This window comes from Amycolatopsis sp. NPDC051373 (assembly GCF_040689465.1).
Taxonomy (GTDB): domain Bacteria; phylum Actinomycetota; class Actinomycetes; order Mycobacteriales; family Pseudonocardiaceae; genus Amycolatopsis.
On sequence record NZ_JBFBAE010000012.1, the window covers coordinates 135263 to 150520 of the forward strand.

17 protein-coding genes, 7 tRNA genes and 2 pseudogenes are annotated in these 15258 nt (G+C 70.5%); 18 read left to right on the top strand and 8 right to left on the bottom strand.

Annotation, left to right across the window (positions count from 1 at the left end):
* Nucleotides 1-24 precede the first annotated feature (24 nt).
* The gene (locus tag AB0383_RS23450) at nucleotides 25-591 is read right to left on the bottom strand and encodes a hypothetical protein (protein ID WP_364184911.1); all 567 of its coding nucleotides are present in this window, start codon (nucleotides 589-591) and stop codon (nucleotides 25-27) included.
* 150 nt (nucleotides 592-741) lie between these two features.
* Here AB0383_RS23450 and AB0383_RS23455 point away from each other — a divergent pair, with 150 nt between their 5' ends.
* The 7 genes and pseudogenes from AB0383_RS23455 to AB0383_RS23485 all read left to right on the top strand — a co-directional run bounded on the left by AB0383_RS23455 (nucleotide 742) and on the right by AB0383_RS23485 (nucleotide 5388).
* A complete protein-coding gene (locus AB0383_RS23455; protein ID WP_364184909.1) occupies nucleotides 742-1335 on the top strand; it encodes a TetR/AcrR family transcriptional regulator in 594 nt (197 codons plus the stop codon).
* A gap of 151 nt (nucleotides 1336-1486) precedes the next feature.
* Nucleotides 1487-1636: pseudogene (locus tag AB0383_RS23460) on the top strand (SDR family NAD(P)-dependent oxidoreductase); the annotation flags it as partial.
* Nucleotides 1637-1721: 85 nt separating this feature from the next.
* Nucleotides 1722-2948 carry an alpha/beta hydrolase fold domain-containing protein gene (locus tag AB0383_RS23465; RefSeq protein ID WP_366188530.1) on the top strand — a complete coding sequence of 409 codons (1227 nt, stop codon included), beginning with the start codon at nucleotides 1722-1724 and terminating at the stop codon, nucleotides 2946-2948.
* 4 nt (nucleotides 2949-2952) lie between these two features.
* Nucleotides 2953-3513 carry a TetR family transcriptional regulator gene (locus AB0383_RS23470; protein ID WP_364184904.1) on the top strand — a complete coding sequence of 187 codons (561 nt, stop codon included), beginning with the start codon at nucleotides 2953-2955 and terminating at the stop codon, nucleotides 3511-3513.
* Nucleotides 3514-3681: 168 nt separating this feature from the next.
* A complete protein-coding gene (locus AB0383_RS23475; RefSeq protein ID WP_364184902.1) occupies nucleotides 3682-4128 on the top strand; it encodes a DUF6069 family protein in 447 nt (148 codons plus the stop codon).
* A 235-nt stretch (nucleotides 4129-4363) separates the two neighbouring features.
* On the top strand, nucleotides 4364-4771 hold the full coding sequence (locus AB0383_RS23480) for an SHOCT domain-containing protein (RefSeq protein WP_364184900.1): 408 nt from the start codon (nucleotides 4364-4366) through the stop codon (nucleotides 4769-4771).
* A 116-nt stretch (nucleotides 4772-4887) separates the two neighbouring features.
* Nucleotides 4888-5388 carry a hypothetical protein gene (locus AB0383_RS23485; RefSeq protein ID WP_364184898.1) on the top strand — a complete coding sequence of 167 codons (501 nt, stop codon included), beginning with the start codon at nucleotides 4888-4890 and terminating at the stop codon, nucleotides 5386-5388.
* Here AB0383_RS23485 and sulP read toward each other — a convergent pair.
* The 6 genes from sulP to AB0383_RS23515 form a co-directional block, all read right to left on the bottom strand.
* Complete coding sequence (sulP, locus tag AB0383_RS23490) at nucleotides 5345-7081, bottom strand: sulfate permease (protein WP_366188531.1); 1737 nt, start codon at nucleotides 7079-7081, stop codon at nucleotides 5345-5347. The genes AB0383_RS23485 and sulP overlap by 44 nt on opposite strands.
* A 43-nt stretch (nucleotides 7082-7124) precedes the next feature.
* Complete coding sequence (locus AB0383_RS23495; RefSeq protein ID WP_366188532.1) at nucleotides 7125-7901, bottom strand: TetR/AcrR family transcriptional regulator; 777 nt, start codon at nucleotides 7899-7901, stop codon at nucleotides 7125-7127.
* A gap of 87 nt (nucleotides 7902-7988) precedes the next feature.
* The gene (locus AB0383_RS23500) at nucleotides 7989-8654 is read right to left on the bottom strand and encodes a 3,4-dihydroxy-2-butanone-4-phosphate synthase (protein ID WP_366188533.1); all 666 of its coding nucleotides are present in this window, start codon (nucleotides 8652-8654) and stop codon (nucleotides 7989-7991) included.
* Nucleotides 8655-8720: 66 nt separating this feature from the next.
* Nucleotides 8721-9242, bottom strand: coding sequence for a flavin reductase family protein (locus AB0383_RS23505; RefSeq protein WP_366188534.1), 522 nt, complete (start codon nucleotides 9240-9242; stop codon nucleotides 8721-8723).
* Nucleotides 9239-9424, bottom strand: a complete 186-nt coding sequence (locus AB0383_RS23510; protein ID WP_366188535.1) for a hypothetical protein — start codon at nucleotides 9422-9424, stop codon at nucleotides 9239-9241. Before AB0383_RS23510 ends, AB0383_RS23505 begins: the two co-directional genes overlap by 4 nt.
* On the bottom strand, nucleotides 9391-9819 hold the full coding sequence (locus AB0383_RS23515; protein WP_366188630.1) for an NAD(P)H-dependent oxidoreductase: 429 nt from the start codon (nucleotides 9817-9819) through the stop codon (nucleotides 9391-9393). The genes AB0383_RS23510 and AB0383_RS23515 overlap by 34 nt, the downstream gene beginning before the upstream one ends.
* A 115-nt stretch (nucleotides 9820-9934) precedes the next feature.
* Here AB0383_RS23515 and AB0383_RS23520 point away from each other — a divergent pair.
* The 9 genes and pseudogenes from AB0383_RS23520 to AB0383_RS23560 all read left to right on the top strand — a co-directional run.
* Nucleotides 9935-10007 (top strand) — tRNA-Trp (locus AB0383_RS23520).
* Between the two features lie 79 nt (nucleotides 10008-10086).
* Nucleotides 10087-10159 (top strand) — tRNA-Gly (locus AB0383_RS23525).
* Between the two features lie 14 nt (nucleotides 10160-10173).
* Nucleotides 10174-10245, top strand: a tRNA-Thr gene (locus AB0383_RS23530).
* 174 nt (nucleotides 10246-10419) lie between these two features.
* Nucleotides 10420-10491: transfer RNA gene (locus AB0383_RS23535), tRNA-Lys, on the top strand.
* 23 nt (nucleotides 10492-10514) lie between these two features.
* Nucleotides 10515-10588 (top strand) — tRNA-Lys (locus AB0383_RS23540).
* A 5-nt stretch (nucleotides 10589-10593) separates the two neighbouring features.
* Nucleotides 10594-10666: transfer RNA gene (locus AB0383_RS23545), tRNA-Asn, on the top strand.
* Between the two features lie 135 nt (nucleotides 10667-10801).
* Nucleotides 10802-10873, top strand: a tRNA-Val gene (locus AB0383_RS23550).
* A 264-nt stretch (nucleotides 10874-11137) separates the two neighbouring features.
* Nucleotides 11138-11542, top strand: a complete 405-nt coding sequence (locus AB0383_RS23555) for a hypothetical protein (protein ID WP_366188536.1) — start codon at nucleotides 11138-11140, stop codon at nucleotides 11540-11542.
* A gap of 246 nt (nucleotides 11543-11788) precedes the next feature.
* Nucleotides 11789-12143: pseudogene (locus AB0383_RS23560) on the top strand (phenylacetic acid degradation bifunctional protein PaaZ); the annotation flags it as partial.
* Nucleotides 12144-12201: 58 nt separating this feature from the next.
* Here the strand turns inward: AB0383_RS23560 and AB0383_RS23565 are convergent.
* Nucleotides 12202-13092 (bottom strand): MarR family winged helix-turn-helix transcriptional regulator, encoded by an 891-nt coding sequence (locus AB0383_RS23565; protein WP_364176753.1) that lies wholly within the window; start codon nucleotides 13090-13092, stop codon nucleotides 12202-12204.
* Nucleotides 13093-13392: 300 nt separating this feature from the next.
* Between AB0383_RS23565 and AB0383_RS23570 the strand changes: the two genes are divergently transcribed.
* Nucleotides 13393-14238, top strand: a complete 846-nt coding sequence (locus AB0383_RS23570) for an ABC transporter permease (protein WP_366188537.1) — start codon at nucleotides 13393-13395, stop codon at nucleotides 14236-14238.
* A gap of 31 nt (nucleotides 14239-14269) precedes the next feature.
* Nucleotides 14270-15250, top strand: coding sequence for an ABC transporter substrate-binding protein (locus AB0383_RS23575; RefSeq protein ID WP_364176748.1), 981 nt, complete (start codon nucleotides 14270-14272; stop codon nucleotides 15248-15250).
* Nucleotides 15251-15258 lie beyond the last annotated feature (8 nt).

A 15258-nucleotide genomic window follows, 5' to 3' on the forward strand; every position in this document is an offset into this window, starting at 1 on the left:
GAAACCCGTCCGATTCAGGACAACTCAGCCGGCGTCGGACCCGTTCGCGGTGCGCCCCAGCCGCAGAGCGGAAACGAGGAAGAAGATGCCGCCCAGGGTGGCGTAGCCGGCGAGGGTGGTGAGGGACGCACTGTCCTTTGTGGCCTGCAGGGCGAACGAAGCGCCGGCCAAGACGGAGATGCCGCCGCTGAAGATCACGGGCCACTGGCCGCCCAGGGTGCGGCGCAGGAGGCCGACCGCGAGCTGCACGAGGCCGGCCACGATCGCCCAGGCGCCCCAGACGCCGAGGACGGCGGGGATGCCCGACGAGGCCGCCACGGCCAGGCCCACGGCGGCGAGCAGGCTGATCACCACGTTCACATACAGGCCGGTGACCGGCTTGCTCCCCTTCGCCGAACGGGCGTCGACGACGGCCGCGGCCACGTCGAACAGCGGGTAGAGCACGAGCAGTGTGGTGCTGACCGGACCGAGGCTCGCCCCGGTCACGAACAGCAGCGCGGCCCAGACCACAGCGAACGCGAAACGGATGAAGTACAGCCGCCGCAAGGGTTTCGCGATGCCCACGGGGGCCGGAGCGGTACTGGTGCTCATGGAGTTCTCCTTCGTCGCGGGACTGTGCCCGGCCAGGTAGACAGATCGTTCTATCTTGTGGTGAGGACTATGGCAGCCGCGAAGCCGAGTCGTCAAGACCGACCGTTCTATCTGCTACCGTGGAACCATCGACGAGAGGTGGGCGGCGAAGTGTCCGAAGCACGAGCCCGGCTGCTCGCTTCGGCGACGCGGCTGTTCTATTCGGAGGGTCTCCACTCGGTCGGCATCGACCGGGTCATCGCCGACGCGGGCGTCACGCGCGCCACGCTCTACCGGCACTTCCCGAGCAAGGACGACCTGCTGGTCGCGTACCTGACGGCGGCCGACCAGGCGATCCGCGCCGACATCGAGACCGCTCGCGCCGGCAGGGCCTCCGGGGCCGACGCCGTCCGCGCGGTCGCCGAGTCGATCGCCGACGGCATCCGCACGCCCGGATTCCGCGGCTGCGCGTTCCTCAACGCCGTCGCGGAGTACCCCGATCCCGCGCACCCCGTCCACCAGGCCGTTCTCACTCACCGGCAGTGGTTCCTGGAGGTCGTCACCGAGCTGCTCGCGCAGGCCGGCGAGACGGCGCCCGAGCCGGCCGCGAGGCACTTCGTCATGCTGCGCGACGGCGCCATGGCCGCCGGCTGCCTCACCGATCCGGCACCGGTCTGCGAAACCTTCCGCCTCGGCGTCGAGGGAATCCTGAAGTACCGGGACACTCCGGTCGTGACCCCGAAGAAGACCGGCCGGGCGTCGTAGGTTCGATCCATTTCGCCTGGTCGCGCGCCGCCACCCTCGACCTCCGGCGCGCGCGGCGGTGAGCGCCGCCACTATTGAATGAACATTCATTGACCTTCGGGCGCTCCCGTGTCCCGTCTTATTAAATGAACATTCATTAGCGGAGGCAGTCATGACCAGCACCCTCGCCCCCGCCCACTGGACCCCCGACCGCATCGGCGACCTGCGCGACCGCGTCGCGCTCGTGACCGGCGGCAACAGCGGCATCGGCCGCGAGACCGCCCGCGTGCTGACCCACCACGGCGCTCGCGTCCTCCTGGCCGGCCGCAGCCAGGAGAAGCTCGACGAAGCCGTCGCCACCCTGCGCAACGACCAGCCCACCGCGCGGCTGGACACCGTCGTGCTGCGTGCCGGACCTGAGCCCCACCGAACGCCACGTCGAGGGCCCCGCCGGCCCCCTCCGGCTGCGCGTGTTCACACCGCCCGAGCCACGCGCGGTCCTCTACCGCATCCACGGCGGCGGCTGGGCCGCCGGAGCACCGGAGGACGACGACCTCGTCAACGACCGCCTCGCCCGTGCGACCGGCGCGATCGTGGTCAGCCCGGAATACCGGCTGGCGCCCGAGGCCACCGTCCCCGAGCAGATCGAAGAGACCGTCGCCGTCGCCCGCCGGCTCGCCCGGCACGCGGCCGCGGAGTTCGGCACCGGCCGGCTGCTGATCGGCGGCATCTCCGCCGGCGCGCACCTCGCCGCAGCGACGCTGCTGGCCCTGCGCGACGCCGGTGACCCCGCGTTCGGCGCGTTCGGGGGCGCTAACCTCGACTGCGGCATCTACGACCTGGGCCTGTCCCCCAGCGCCGCCGCGGCCACCGAAGACAGCCTCGTGCTCACCCGGTCCTGGATCGACGGCCTGCCCGACCTCGCCCTCCCGCGCCACACGCCGGAGCAACGGCGCGCCCCGCAGCTGTCCCCGGCTCTGGCCGACCTCGCCGGTTTCCCGCCCACCCTGCTGACCGTCGGCGATCTCGACCCACTTCGCGACGACGCGATCCTGCTCGCCTCCCGGCTGCGTCTCGCCGGCCGCGACGCGCGGCTGGAGATCTGGCCCAAAGCCCCGCACGCATTCACCAACATGGCCACCCCGCTGGGAGACCTCGCCCTCGACAGCGCCATCGCGTGGATCAACGACCTCCTCGAGCCACCGCGCACGGCGCCCGACCCCGCGGCGGTCGTGCACCGGTTCGTCACCGAGGTCGTCAACGGCGGCGACCTCGACGTCGTCGACGAACTCTGGCACGACGACCTCGCGTGGCACGCCGGCAGCGCCGGCGACCTCCACGGCCTCGAGGCCTACAAGGCGTCCCTGCGCGCCGCGATCGGCGATGCCTTCACCGGCATGCACCTGACCGTGCACGACACCCTCGTCGACGGCGACACAGTCGTGCTCCGGTTCACCAACAGCGGCACCCACACCGGGCCGTTCCTCGGTGTCGCCGCCACCGGCCGTCACGCGAGCTGGTTCGGCATCGGCATCTACACCGTGCGGGCGGGCAAGATCGCCGAGGCGTGGTTCGGCGAGGACATGCTCGGCCTGCTGCGGCAGCTCCGCGCGAATGAACATTCATTAGGATGACGGCATGGCCCGGACCCGAGACCCCGAGAGCAAGCAGCGGCAGCTGCTGGACGGCGCGCTCGCCGAGTTCGCCGAGCACGGCATCGGCGGCGCCCGCGTGGAGCGCATCGCCACCCGCGCCGGGGTCAGCGCCGGGCTCGTGTATTCCTTCTACGACGGCAAAGAAGGGCTGTACGAGGCGGTCTACGACGCCATCGTGGAGCAGGTCGTCTCCGGGATCCCCCTCGACGCGGACGACCTGCCCGAATACGCGGGCCAGCTCTACGACGCGGGACTGCGGTACCCGGACGTGATGCGCTTCATCACCTGGTACCAGCTCGAACGCGGCGGCGTCCGGCCCGTCGTCGCCAAGTCCATGACCGACAAAACCGCCGCGATCGAGGACGCGCAGCGCCGCGGCGCCGTGACCGCTCAGCGAACGCCCGGCGAGCTGCTCGCCCTCGTGCTGACTATCGCGAACATGTGGCAGAACCAGGGCGAAGACGTCGGCGGCCTCGTCCCCGAACCCGAACGCCGCCGCCTCGTCACCGACACCGTCCGGCAGCTGGTGGACCCGGCTCACTGACGGCGGTCCGTCCGCTGTCCATCCACTGTGGAGCGGATTCCGCGCCTCGCACCGCCGCGACGGCACGCGCGCACCGCTTCACCCGAATCGGAGGAGCCCGCGGCCCCCGGACGTGTTTCGGTGACGGCAATCGCCCCGGGGGGCGGGCGCGAGACCTGCGGAGGGCTCATGACCGGAGACACGCGGCCCCGGGTCGTCGCGGGCAGGCTGTGGGCCGGCGGCGGCGCGACGGCAGTGGTCGCGGCACTGGCCGCCATCGTGGTGGTGCTCGTCGCGCGCGGCCTGTTCGACGTGCCCGTGCTGGCCCCTGAAGGCGAGGGCGCTTGGGGCGGTGTCGGCACGGTGGCCTACGCGGTCGGCGCCGCCGTCGTCGCCCTCGCGGCGACGGGACTGCTCCACCTGCTTTTGATCAGCACGCCACGCGCGAAGTCGTTCTTCGTTTCGATCATGCTGCTCGTCACCGCGATCGCCGTCGTCATCCCGCTGGGCCTCGACGCGGACCGCGGCGCCCGGTTCGCGACGGCCGCGGGGAACCTCCTCATCGGTCTCGTGATCACGAGCACGCTGTCCGGCGTCGCCGGCGCGGCGGTCCGGGCGGGCCGGGCGGTGCGGTGAGCTCAGCCCGGCGGCACCGGGGAACCGATCCCGGCGCCGGAATTCACCTCCGCCGGGTGATGCCGCGAGGGGCGGTCGCTGGGAACGCTTCCGGTGACCGTTTACGGCAGCTCTCGCGGGCGGAGCCCGCGGCCGGGGCAGGCCGGGGGACACGGCCGGGAGCCGCTCGACCCTGTTTGGCGGTCCGTTGTGGACGGACCTCCCGGTCGTGCGGGTGTCGAGCATCGGAGGCGTGATGGCACTGGCTCAATCGGACTACCCGTTCCTGGACGTGATCTGGACCATGCTGGTGTTCTTCGGCTGGGTGGTCTGGTTCTGGATGCTCATCGTGATCTTCGGCGACCTCTTCCACCGCTCGGACGTCTCGGGCTGGGGCAAGGCCGGCTGGACCGTGTTCGTCCTGGTGCTGCCGTTCATCGGCGTGCTGATCTATCTCATCGCGCAGGGCAAGCACATGGGCGAACGCCGCCGGGCCGAGGCGTCGTCCAACCAGAAGCAGTTCGACGACTACGTTCGCTCGGTGGCCGGCAACGGCGACAAGGGCGCCGCCGGCCAGATCGCCGAAGCGAAGAAGCTTCTCGACACCGGCGCCATCAACGCGCAGGAGTACGAATCCCTGAAGGCCAAGGCACTCGCTCGGTGAGCGCGGGCCGGCCAGGCCCCGCCGGCAGGCCGAGGCCGGCGGGGCCGCTCCTGCTCTCCGCCGCGACCGGGTGACCGGCCAGGCCGGTTTCCGGTAAGGAGCAGGCGGAGGTGGGCATGGCCGAGCAGGGGGGCGACCGAAACGCCGGGCGGCGACGCGCGGCGGGCATCTACGGGGTGATCGTCACCGCGGCCATCCTGACCGCCGTGGGCGGGCAGCTCTCCACCCTGTCGCTGGCCGTCGCGGTCGTGGTCACGCTGCTCGTCTACTGGACGGCCGAGGAATACGCGGAGCTGCTGGGCGAGGAAGTCGAGGACGGCAAACTGCCGAGCCGGGCACGGATCGCCGCGGAGCTGCGGGCCACGTGGCCCATGGTGACGGCCTCTTTCGGCCCGATCGCCGCGCTGCTGCTGGCCCGGCTCGCCGGCGCCTCACCCGTGGCCGCGGCCAACACCGGGCTGGCGGTGGCCGTGGTGGTCCTGACCTACCACGCGTGGTCCGCGGCGCGGGTGGCCCGGCTGCGCGGCGCGGCGCTGATCGTGACGACCTGCGCGGCCGGGCTGCTCGGCGTCGTCATGATCCTGTTGAAGAACCTGATTCTCGTCCACCTGCATTGAACGGCACCCAGTCGGCGCCCGTCTCCTCGCGGAACGCCGCCACAGCGGCGCCGACAGTGGGGTAGAAACGAGTGGGGTCCAAGGTACGGGTCAGCTCGTACCGGTCGATCTTGCGCCGCACCGGGTCCTTGACTTCGGCCATGACCAGGTTGATGTCGCGGGCGTTGAGCTCGTCGTCGAGGTCACGAAGCATGTCGGCCGCGGTCGTGTCCAGGTCGGTCACCGGCTCGGCGGCCACGAGAATCCAGCTGGGGGCGGGACTTTCCGAGGCCAGCCGGCGGATCTCGCCGCGGAAGGTCCTGGCGTTGGCGAACATCAGCGGCGCGTCGAACCGGAAGATCACCAGGCCCGGAAGCCGCAGTGCGTGCGGGTAGGACCGGACGTCGTGGAACCCGCGCAGACCCCCGACCTGCCCGAGGATCGTGTGGTAAGGCAGCCACGCGTGCCGGAACACGTTCAGGATCGACAGTCCCACGGCGATCGCGATGCCGGGCAGCACGCCGAGCAGGGCAACGCCGGCCAGCGCGGCGACCGAAAGCAGGAACTCGGTCTTGCGCTGCCGCCACAGCCGCACCGTCCCGGGCACGTCGGACAGCGACAGCGCGGCGGCGATGACGATCGCGGCCAGTACCGGCTGTGGCAGGTTCCGGAACAGGCCGGGCGCCGCCACGATCATCACTGTGATCAGCACAGCGCCGACGACGCCCGTCAGCTGGGTGCGCGCCCCCGCCTGCTGCGCGACCGCGGTCCGCGAGCTGCTGGTGCTGACCGGAAACCCTTGGAAGAGCCCTGCCGCCAGGTTCGCCACCCCGATGCCCGTCATCTCCTGGTTGCCGTGGACCTCCTGCCCGGTGCGGGCGGCGAAGGCCGAAGCCGTGGAGATCGTGTCCGCCAGCGACACCACCGCGATGCCCACCGCGCCGGCCAACAGCGGCGCGAGATCGGCCAACCCCACGTGCGGGAACGTCAGCGGAGGAAACCCGGCCGGAAGAACGCCGACCACCTGCACGCCGTGCTCGGCCAGGTCGAGCAGCGGAACCGCGATGAGCGCGAGCACGACGACGACCAGGACCGCGGGGACTTTGCGCACCCATCGCTGCAGCACCAAGATCACCGCGAGCGCGCCGAGGCCCACCGCCGCGGCCGCGCCGACCACCTCGCCGCCCGCGATTTGCCGGGCCACCGCGCCGATTTCGGCGATGAGCCCCTCCGCGTCGACGCTGAACCCGCACAGCTTCGGCAGCTGGCCCACCACGATGGTCAGAGCCAGCCCGTTGAGATACCCGATCATCGTGGGCTTCGAGATGAGGTCGGCGATGAACCCGAGTTTCGCGACCGAGGCGACGATCATGATCACCGCCACCATGATCGCCAGCATCGACGCCAGTGCGACGGCCCGCGCCGGGTCGGACTCCGCCGCCACGAGCGGCAGAATGGTCGCCGCGATCATCGGCCCGAGCGAGGAGTCGGGCCCCAGCACGAGGATCCGTGACGGCCCGAACACCGCGGAACCCAGCAGGCACAGGATCGACGTGTACAGACCGGTGATCGCGGGCAACCCGGCGAGCTCCGCGTACGCCATGCCTTGCGGCACCAGGAGCGTCGTGAGGACGACACCCGCCACCACGTCCTTGACCAGCCACTGGCGCCGGTAGGTCCGCACCACCCGCAGACCGGGGATCCATTGGACCATGGCGCCGATCCCTTCTGTCGACAGCCGGTGCCTGCGATGGTAATCAAGCCACCGGTACCGGTCCTCGCCTCAGAAGGAGGAGCCAGCGCGCGGATTCCGTCCACTGTGGAGATCGTCCGCCGACGACGGTCAGTCCGTGACGCCGGCCGCGTCCAGCAGGGTCCGCGCGGTGGCGAGGGCCAGGCCGCGCAGGTCGTCGGCGCCGACACCGGCGAGGCTGCCGGCCCCGGTCGTAGAGGACGGCGAGCTGGCGGGTGAGGAAGTCGGGGTCGGTGGCGACGCCCCGCTCGGCTTCGGCGCGGAAGAAGCTCTCCAGGTGCTCCTTCTTGAGATGGGCGGCCGCGACGCTCGCGGGGTGGGCGGGGTCTTTCAGTTCGAGCTGCGTCACGAGGTAGGCGCAACCCCGGTAGTCGGGTGACTTCGCGAAGGCTTCCAGCTGCCCGAAGACGTGCAGCAGCCGCGCGCGGGGGCTGGAGCTGAAACCCGGCGGGGGCAACAGGAAGGCCGCGTCGTCGTCGATGCGGCGTTGCAGCGCGGCTTCGAGCAGGGCGTCTTTGCTGTCGAACAGCTCGTACATCGACTTCTTGGAGATTCCCGCCCGCCGGCACAGCGCGTTGGCACAGACGGCGACGCCGTCGCGGTAGAAGAGCTCGATCGCGGCACGCAGGAGCCGCTCGCGCTGGGACTCCCGGACGACCCGACCTTTGCGTCGGGTGCGGCGGTTTCGGTGTTCGTCCTCGGTGAGCCGGCCGGGGCGTCGGGCTTGCTGCCGCTCGCGCTGATCCCGACGGCGGCCGTGCCCCTCGCCATCGCGCTGCACGTCGTGTCGCTCAGACGCCTGGCTGCCGCACCTCGCGACGCCGGGATGGTCGGCGCCGCAACCGCTTGACCGGCGCGCACGTCGGAGTCACACCGCGTGCCCGCAGTGGGGACACGCGGTGTGAGCTCCCAGGCTGGGGGCCAGCACGTCGGCGGCCGACACGACGAGCAGGCCGTGCTCGGCGGCAAACGACGCCAGTTCCTCCGGTCCGGCCAGGTCGCCCGCCTCCCGTTGCGACACGATGCCGCTGAGCACCGCGGCTTCCCGCTTGCCCGCGAGCCGCACCAGGGCGAGGGCGGCCTCGCCGCGCCCGGCGCGGTGCTGGGTGTTTTCGCGGGCCGTCCGGATGGGCACGACGTGGCCGGGCCGGGTGAAGTCGGCCGGCGTGGCCGCGGGATCGGCCAGTAGCCGGATGGTGCGAGCCCGGTCGGCCGCGGAGATGCCGGTCGTCCCGCCGGCGCGGGCGTCGACCGTGACGGCGAAGGCTTCTCCTCCGCACGAGGGCGCCCCCGGGTGCATCAGTGGGAGCCCGAGGCGGTCGCACTCCTCGTCCGGCAGGGCGACGCAGACGAACCCGTCGGTGTAGCGCACGGACACCGATACCAGGTGCGGCGTGGCGTCCTGAGCGGCGAACACGAGGTCGCCGTGCGTGCCCGCCACCACCACCGGCCGGCCGGCCGCGATCGCAGCCGCGGCCCGCTCGGCGCTCACCGTGTCGAACCGGCTGCCTGCTGAGGAAAGCTGCTGTGTCATCGTCGTCTTCCTTCGTGGGCTCCGGCGATGGAGAGTCGGCCCTCTCCGCCGCCGGACCCGGGTCGCTCAGCCGGCGGCGGGCTTCGAGGCGATGCGGTGGAAACCACCGCGGTCGAACAGCAGCGGCTCGGCGCCGTCCTGCGCGTCCGGCGAGCTCATCTCCAGCACCCGGCCGAGGACGAGGTGATGGTCACCCGCCTCGTGCTCGGCGTCGATGTCGCAGTCGAGCCACACGAGGCTCCCGGCGAGGACGGGGTTTCCGGTCGCGGTTTCGGTGTGCGCGACCCCGCTCCACCGGTCGACGCCCTTGCGGGCGAACGCGGAGGCGACCTCCCGGTGGCCGTGGCCCAGCACGGACACGGCGAACCGGCCGACGTCGCGGATCAGCGGATAGGTGCTCGAGGTCCGGGCGACGCCGATCAGGATCAGCGGCGGGTCAAGGGAAACGCTGTGGAACGACTGGCACGTGAACCCGAGACGCTGCCCGTCGTCCGCGGTCGCACCGACCACCACGACACCGGAGGCGTAACGCCCCACGGCGTCGCGATACGCGCGGGAATCACCGACGCTCGTCAACTGTCGCGTCACGGGATCCGCACCCCCTCGGCCAGGCGGGCGAGCTGCCCGATCGTGCGGGCGTAGCGCGCGGCCGCCTCGTCGGCGAGAGCGTCCAGCGCGTCCATCGACGAGGTCTCGAAGTACCACCCGGCTCCCGGAACCACGGCGCCGACCTCGGTCAGCAGCGGCGCGAGGTGGCTGTCGACGCCCATCGAGGGGCGGGGCTCCCCCCGGTCATCACGGGGATCGCCGTCACCCCGGCCAGCGCGCCCGCCGCGTAGCGGTCCAGGAAGGCCTTGACCAACCCGGTGTAGGTGGCCTTGTAGGTCGGGCTCGCGATCACCACGAGATCACTGCCGGCGACGCGCTCGGTCAACGCCGACATCACCTCCGAAGGCCACGCGAAGATTTCGGCGGAATGGTCCCCGGCCGCCGGTTCAGGAAAAACAAGTTTGACGTCCGCGGACGCGCCGCAGATGATGGGTGCACACCAGCGAACGAAGGGACAGGTCATGACGAACACGCGGAAGCGAGGGACGCAGCGCCGGAATCCGGCCGCCGCGATCGTCGCCGTGCACTCGTCGGGCCGGAAACCATTCGGCTGCACTGTCAACGGCATTACCGACGGCTCCCCACCTCCGAGGTGACACGTCATCAGGTCGAGGGAGCCGCCCATCGGGAAACCGATCCGGGCGGCTTTCTCTGTTTCGCGCTGTCGATTTACCGGTGAGCTTCCGGAGAGAGCGCGGCGGTCTCCAAAGCCGTTCGCCGAAGGTTCGACTCCTTCCACCGGTGCTTCACGCCGCCTTTCCGGTGGCGTGTTCCTTGACATTTTCACAGTGGAATTTTTCACGCCACGGACTCGCGGCGTCGCGCGGTCGTGGTGAACTCGGCGGACACGTCGGTCTTCCAAACCGAAGCAGAGGGTTCGATGCCCTCCGGCCGCTCGCAGCAGTAGTTCGCCTCTTCAGCTCACCAGGCAGAGCACCCGTCTCGTAAACGGAAGGACCGGGTTCGAGTCCCGGAAGAGGCTCGTGACGACGGAGGCGCGGCCTCCGCCCGCACCCGAGGTGGAGCACAGCGGTCTGTGCAGCGCCGACGATGAAGCGCCGGACCAGCTTCGACTCCTGGCATCTCGACCCGCGCGGCACCCGTTGCCGCGCAGAGGGATCAGCCTCGCGATCGCGCGGGTCTCCCTCGCTTTTCCGGATCGCTGGCTCAACGGCAGAGCAGCCGACTCTTACTCGGCGGGTTCGGGGTTCGACTCCCCGGCGATCCACTTTCGCGACGTCCCCGGCGCGAGGGCCGCTAGCTCAACCGCGCAGAGCAGCCGACTTTTACTCGGCAGGTTCAGGGTTCGATTCCCTGGCGGCCCACTCTTTCCCCTGAGGCGCAACAGGCTGCGCACCCGACTGTTACTCGGGAGGTACCAGGTTCGAGTCCTGGCGGGGGAGCTCGCCGCGCCCGGCGTCCCCTGTGGACCCGGGCACGACCGCCGGGAGACGCGCCGGAGCGCAGACGATCCTTGCAAGATCGCCGCGGTGGGTTCGACACCCACGTCTTCCACTCCGCACAATCCACGCGGCCCCGCGCGCGTGGCTCAGCGGAAGAGCGCCCCGTTCACACCGGGGAGGTCCCGGGTTCGACCTCCGGCACGCACACACCGCCACCGCTGGCTCCCGGTGGCAACGTCCCGTAGCGCAGCGGAAGAACGCCCCGCTCACACCGGGGAGGCTCCGGGTTCGACCCCCGCCGGGACGACCACGGCCGATGCCGGAGAACCCCCGCGTCGCGGCCCCGGCGCGGCCGGTACGAGTCCGGCCGCGAACCGGCCTTCCGGGAGTACGCTGCTGACCAACGACCGTGTTCGTTCCGGCGCAAGCTGGGCCGGGACTCGGCTACGCGGTCTTCGGACGGAGGCGACCATGTCGTTGTTCCACACCGCATCCAAATGGGCCAACGCCACCGCGCGCAAGGCGAGGGGATCCCTTCCCCTCGCCGGCAAACGCCGAGGCGCACCCGACCTCGGCACGATGATCTTCCACGGCAGCTCGGTCACGGCGGTTCCGCCCGACGCCTGGGCACCGATTGTGCGCTACACCGGCCAGAGCCTCTCCGTGACCAACCTCAGCGACGTGCCCATGGTCATCGGAACCGTCGACGACGCCGGAACCTTCACGACCGGCGTGATGGTGCTGCCCCAGGAGTCAATCGACGTCTCTCTCCTCACCGACCCGAACGCCGCGGCCTACGCCGTCCGGATCGCTCCCGGCGCCGCGTCGATCACCGGCGCGTCCCTGAAGTGGCACGAAGGGCCGAGCAACTCGTAAGCAGCAGTGACCACGGGTCGGGACCGACGCGCCGGAATCTCAGCACTGCTCACCCCACAGCGGCAAGGACGCGCTGCACGTCCTCCACACTGCCATGACCAACGCACGCGAAGGCGTCTTCGTGCTCTACACCGGTGGTCGGACGGCGTTGCGCTACCACACCCAGCTTTGCCGCTTTGTCGACGTTTCGGCGGCGGCCGGCGTCGAACCCGCACCCCGTCCCGGCATAACGTTCTACAAAACCTCGTCGACGGCGACCCGGTCCGCGACGCGTTCGTCTCCCCACTACTGCTGCGGTGCGACGGCACAGCCGAATCGGCGCCGCACGAAGTCGAAGCCTTCGGTCCGGTCAGCAGGCTCATGCCCCTACGAGGGAGCCGAGCCGGCGGTCGCGCTCGCCGCGCGCGGGACCGGCAGCCTCGCGGGCTCGATCGTCAGCGACGACCCCGTGTTCGCCCGCGAGGTCGTGCTGGGCGCCGCCCCCTGGCACGGCCGGCTGCTGGTGCTGAACAAGACGAACGCGGAAGAGTCCACCGGACACGGTTGTCCCTTACTCCACACCGTCCACGGCGGCCCGGGCCGCGCCGGCGGCGAAGAACTCTGCTGGCCACGTTCGACGCCTGAAATCCGGCCGCCGTCACCGAAACGTTGCGGCGCGGTCAGTCCTGTCGGAGTTCTCGTTCGAACCAGTGGTGGGCATAGGACTCGTCGTTGAACGCGTCGACTTCGACGAACCCCGCGGTTTCGTAGAGGCGCCGGGCTTCGACGAGCGCTTTGTTCGTCTCCAGCCGCAACGTGTGCATGCCCCGCGAGGATGCCTGCTGCGCCAGGGAATCGAGCAGTCGCCGGCCCAGACCCAGCCCCCGGACCGTCGGCGAGACCCACATGCGTTTGATCTCGGCGATCCCGGTGTCGGCGTGGAGTTTCAGGGCGCCGCAGCCCACCGGGGAGTTCGGCAGGGCCGCGACGAGCAGCAGGCCCGAGGGCAGCGTCATCTCGTCGTCGCCGGCCGAGATGCTCTTCGCGGGGTCGAAGCCCGCATCGAAGCGGTGGCCGAGCTCGTCGAAGTAGGACCGGAGGCAGTACCGGGCGTCGGGGCCGCGCGGGTCGGTGATCTCGATGCGGACGAGCGATGCCGTGACCAGCTTCTCGACGTCGGCCATCGCGCTCACCAGGCGTTCTCGCTGCGCGACGGTCAGCGGTTCCAGCATCGACCCGGCCAGCTCGTCCGACGCGTGGTCGAGCAGGTCGCGCTCGGCGAGGCCGGCGGCGGTGAGCTTCACGGTGCGCACCCGCCCGTCGTGGTCACCGGGATTCGTGGTCACCAGTCCCTGCGACTCCAGCAGCCGAAGCTGGCGGCTCACGTAACCGGAGTCCAGCCCCAGGCGCCCGCGCAAGACCCGGATTTCCGACCCGTCCGGCCCGATCTCCCACAACAGCCGCGAAAGCCCGAGCGAACGCTCGCGCGACAAGTACGCGTCCTCCAGCGCCCCCACCCGCTGCGTGACGACGCGGTTGAACCGCCGGACCGCTCCGACCTGCTCCTCCATTCTCTGACCATAGTCAGAGAATTCCGCGGGACGCAAGTTCTCACCGCCGGTGCAGGCCGGCGCCGAGGTACTCCAGCCCCGAGCCGACCAGCAGGGTCGCGGCCCTGGCCCGAAGCAAGGGGATCAGGGCCTCGGGTTACACCCGGCGGCCGCGACTCTGAATGTCCACATCGGACAACCACCCTCACCAGCACACAACCGAACAAAAGCAAGCCCTGGTCCCATCCCCTGAGAACCCTTGTGCCCGCCCGGACCGGCTCCTATGGTCCGTCAGACGTCTGACGTCTGAGGAGGCAGCGGATGGTGGCGAACCGTGTCGACGGCCCGGCCGGCCGAACCGAGCGTGACGGACCGGTGGACTCCCAGGACGACCTCGACCGGCGGGCAGACCGGCGCCACCGGTGGGTGGTCCGCGGCGGGCAGTGGGGCGTCGGCGTGCTGATCATCGTGCTGTGGCAGCTGGCCGGTCAGGTGTTCGGGTCGTTCACGGTGAGCAGTCCGTGGCTGATCGTGCAGCGCATCGTCGAGCTGGTCACCGGGGGCACGCTGTGGCCGGACCTGGGGACCACGCTGGCGGAGACCTTTGCCGGGCTGGCGATCGGCATGGTCATCGGCGTGGCGCTGGGCGTGCTGATCGCGCCGTCGAAAACCGTCGGACGCTGGTTCTACCCGTACATCATGGCGCTCTACAGCCTGCCGCGCGTGGCGCTCGCGCCGCTGTTCATCGTGTGGTTCGGGATCGGCCTGGAGTCGAAGATCTTCATGGTCGTGACCATGGTCGTGTTCGTCGCCTTCTACAACGCCTACCAGGGCATGCGCGGCATCGAGCCGGACCTGCTGGAGATGACGCGCAGCTTCCGCGCGCCGTGGAGCGCCCGGCTGCGCTGGGCCATCCTCCCCTCGATCGCGCCCTGGATCCTGACCAGCCTGCGGCTGTCGATCGCGCTGGCGCTGATCGGCGCGGTGATCGCCGAGCTCGTCGGCGCGAGCCAAGGCCTGGGCTACTACATGGGGTACGCCGCCAACGTGCTCGACACCACCGGAGTCTTCGCGGGCCTGGTGATCATCACCGTGATCGCCATGCTCGCCGAACAGCTCGTCGCGCTCGTCGAGCGACGGGTCCTGCGTCACCGCGCCACCCGCTGAGGTCCCCTCCGAGACAGATGAGGACACACCGATGACCACCCTCTCCCGCATCACGGCCACCGTGGCCGCGCTCGCACTGGCCGCGACCGCCACCGCGTGCGGCAGTTCGTCGGCCGGCAGCGGCGGCGACACCAAGACGATCCGGGTCGAGCTGTTCTGCAGCGGCCTGGCACCCATCGCCGCCGAGCTCGCGCAGAACAGCGGGATCGCGGCTCAGAAGGGCATCACCATCGAGCCGATGTGCGTCACCAGCGGCTCCACGGCCACCAACGCGCTCATCGGCGGCAGCGCCGACGTGTTCATGGGCGACATCGGGCACGTCGTGCTGGCGCAGAAGAAGGGCGTGAAGATGCGCGCCTACGCCGTGGCCAACGACCGCTTCTCCTACCTCATGGTCGCCCGCAACGACATCGCCTCGGTCAAGGACCTCGCCGGCAAGAAGGTGGCCGTGACCGCGCCGGGCACGCTGTCGGACACGGAAATGCAGAAGGCGGCGCTGGACGCCGGGCTGAACCCGAAGAAGGATCTGACCGTCGTCAGCGGCGGGGCCGGCGCGACGATGCAGGCCGAGCTCAACGGCGGCCAGGTCGTGGCCGGGATGACGAGCCAGCCCGACACGCTGCAGCTGCTGCGGACCGGAAAGTTCAAGGTCCTGTGGCAGGAGCCGGACTACCACTACGTCGACATCGTGGCGATGGCCGACCAGGACTGGGTTTCCGGGCACCAGGACCTCATGAAGACCTTCCTCGCCGCGATGGACGAGGCGTCCGCGCAGGCCAAGGCCAACCCGGACCAGGCGGCGACCTGGATGAAGAAGCAGGGCTACAAGATCAGCGACGCCGACCTCAAGACGATCGTCACCGAGGCCATCAAGAGTGTGCCCGACGGCCTCAAGGCCCAGGACGCGGTCGTGAAGTCCTCGACGGATCTGTTGGTGCGCACCGGGTTCCTCACCAACCCGGTCCCGTCCACTCAGGACATCTTCGACTACAGCCTGCTGCCCGCGAAGTAGCCGGGAGG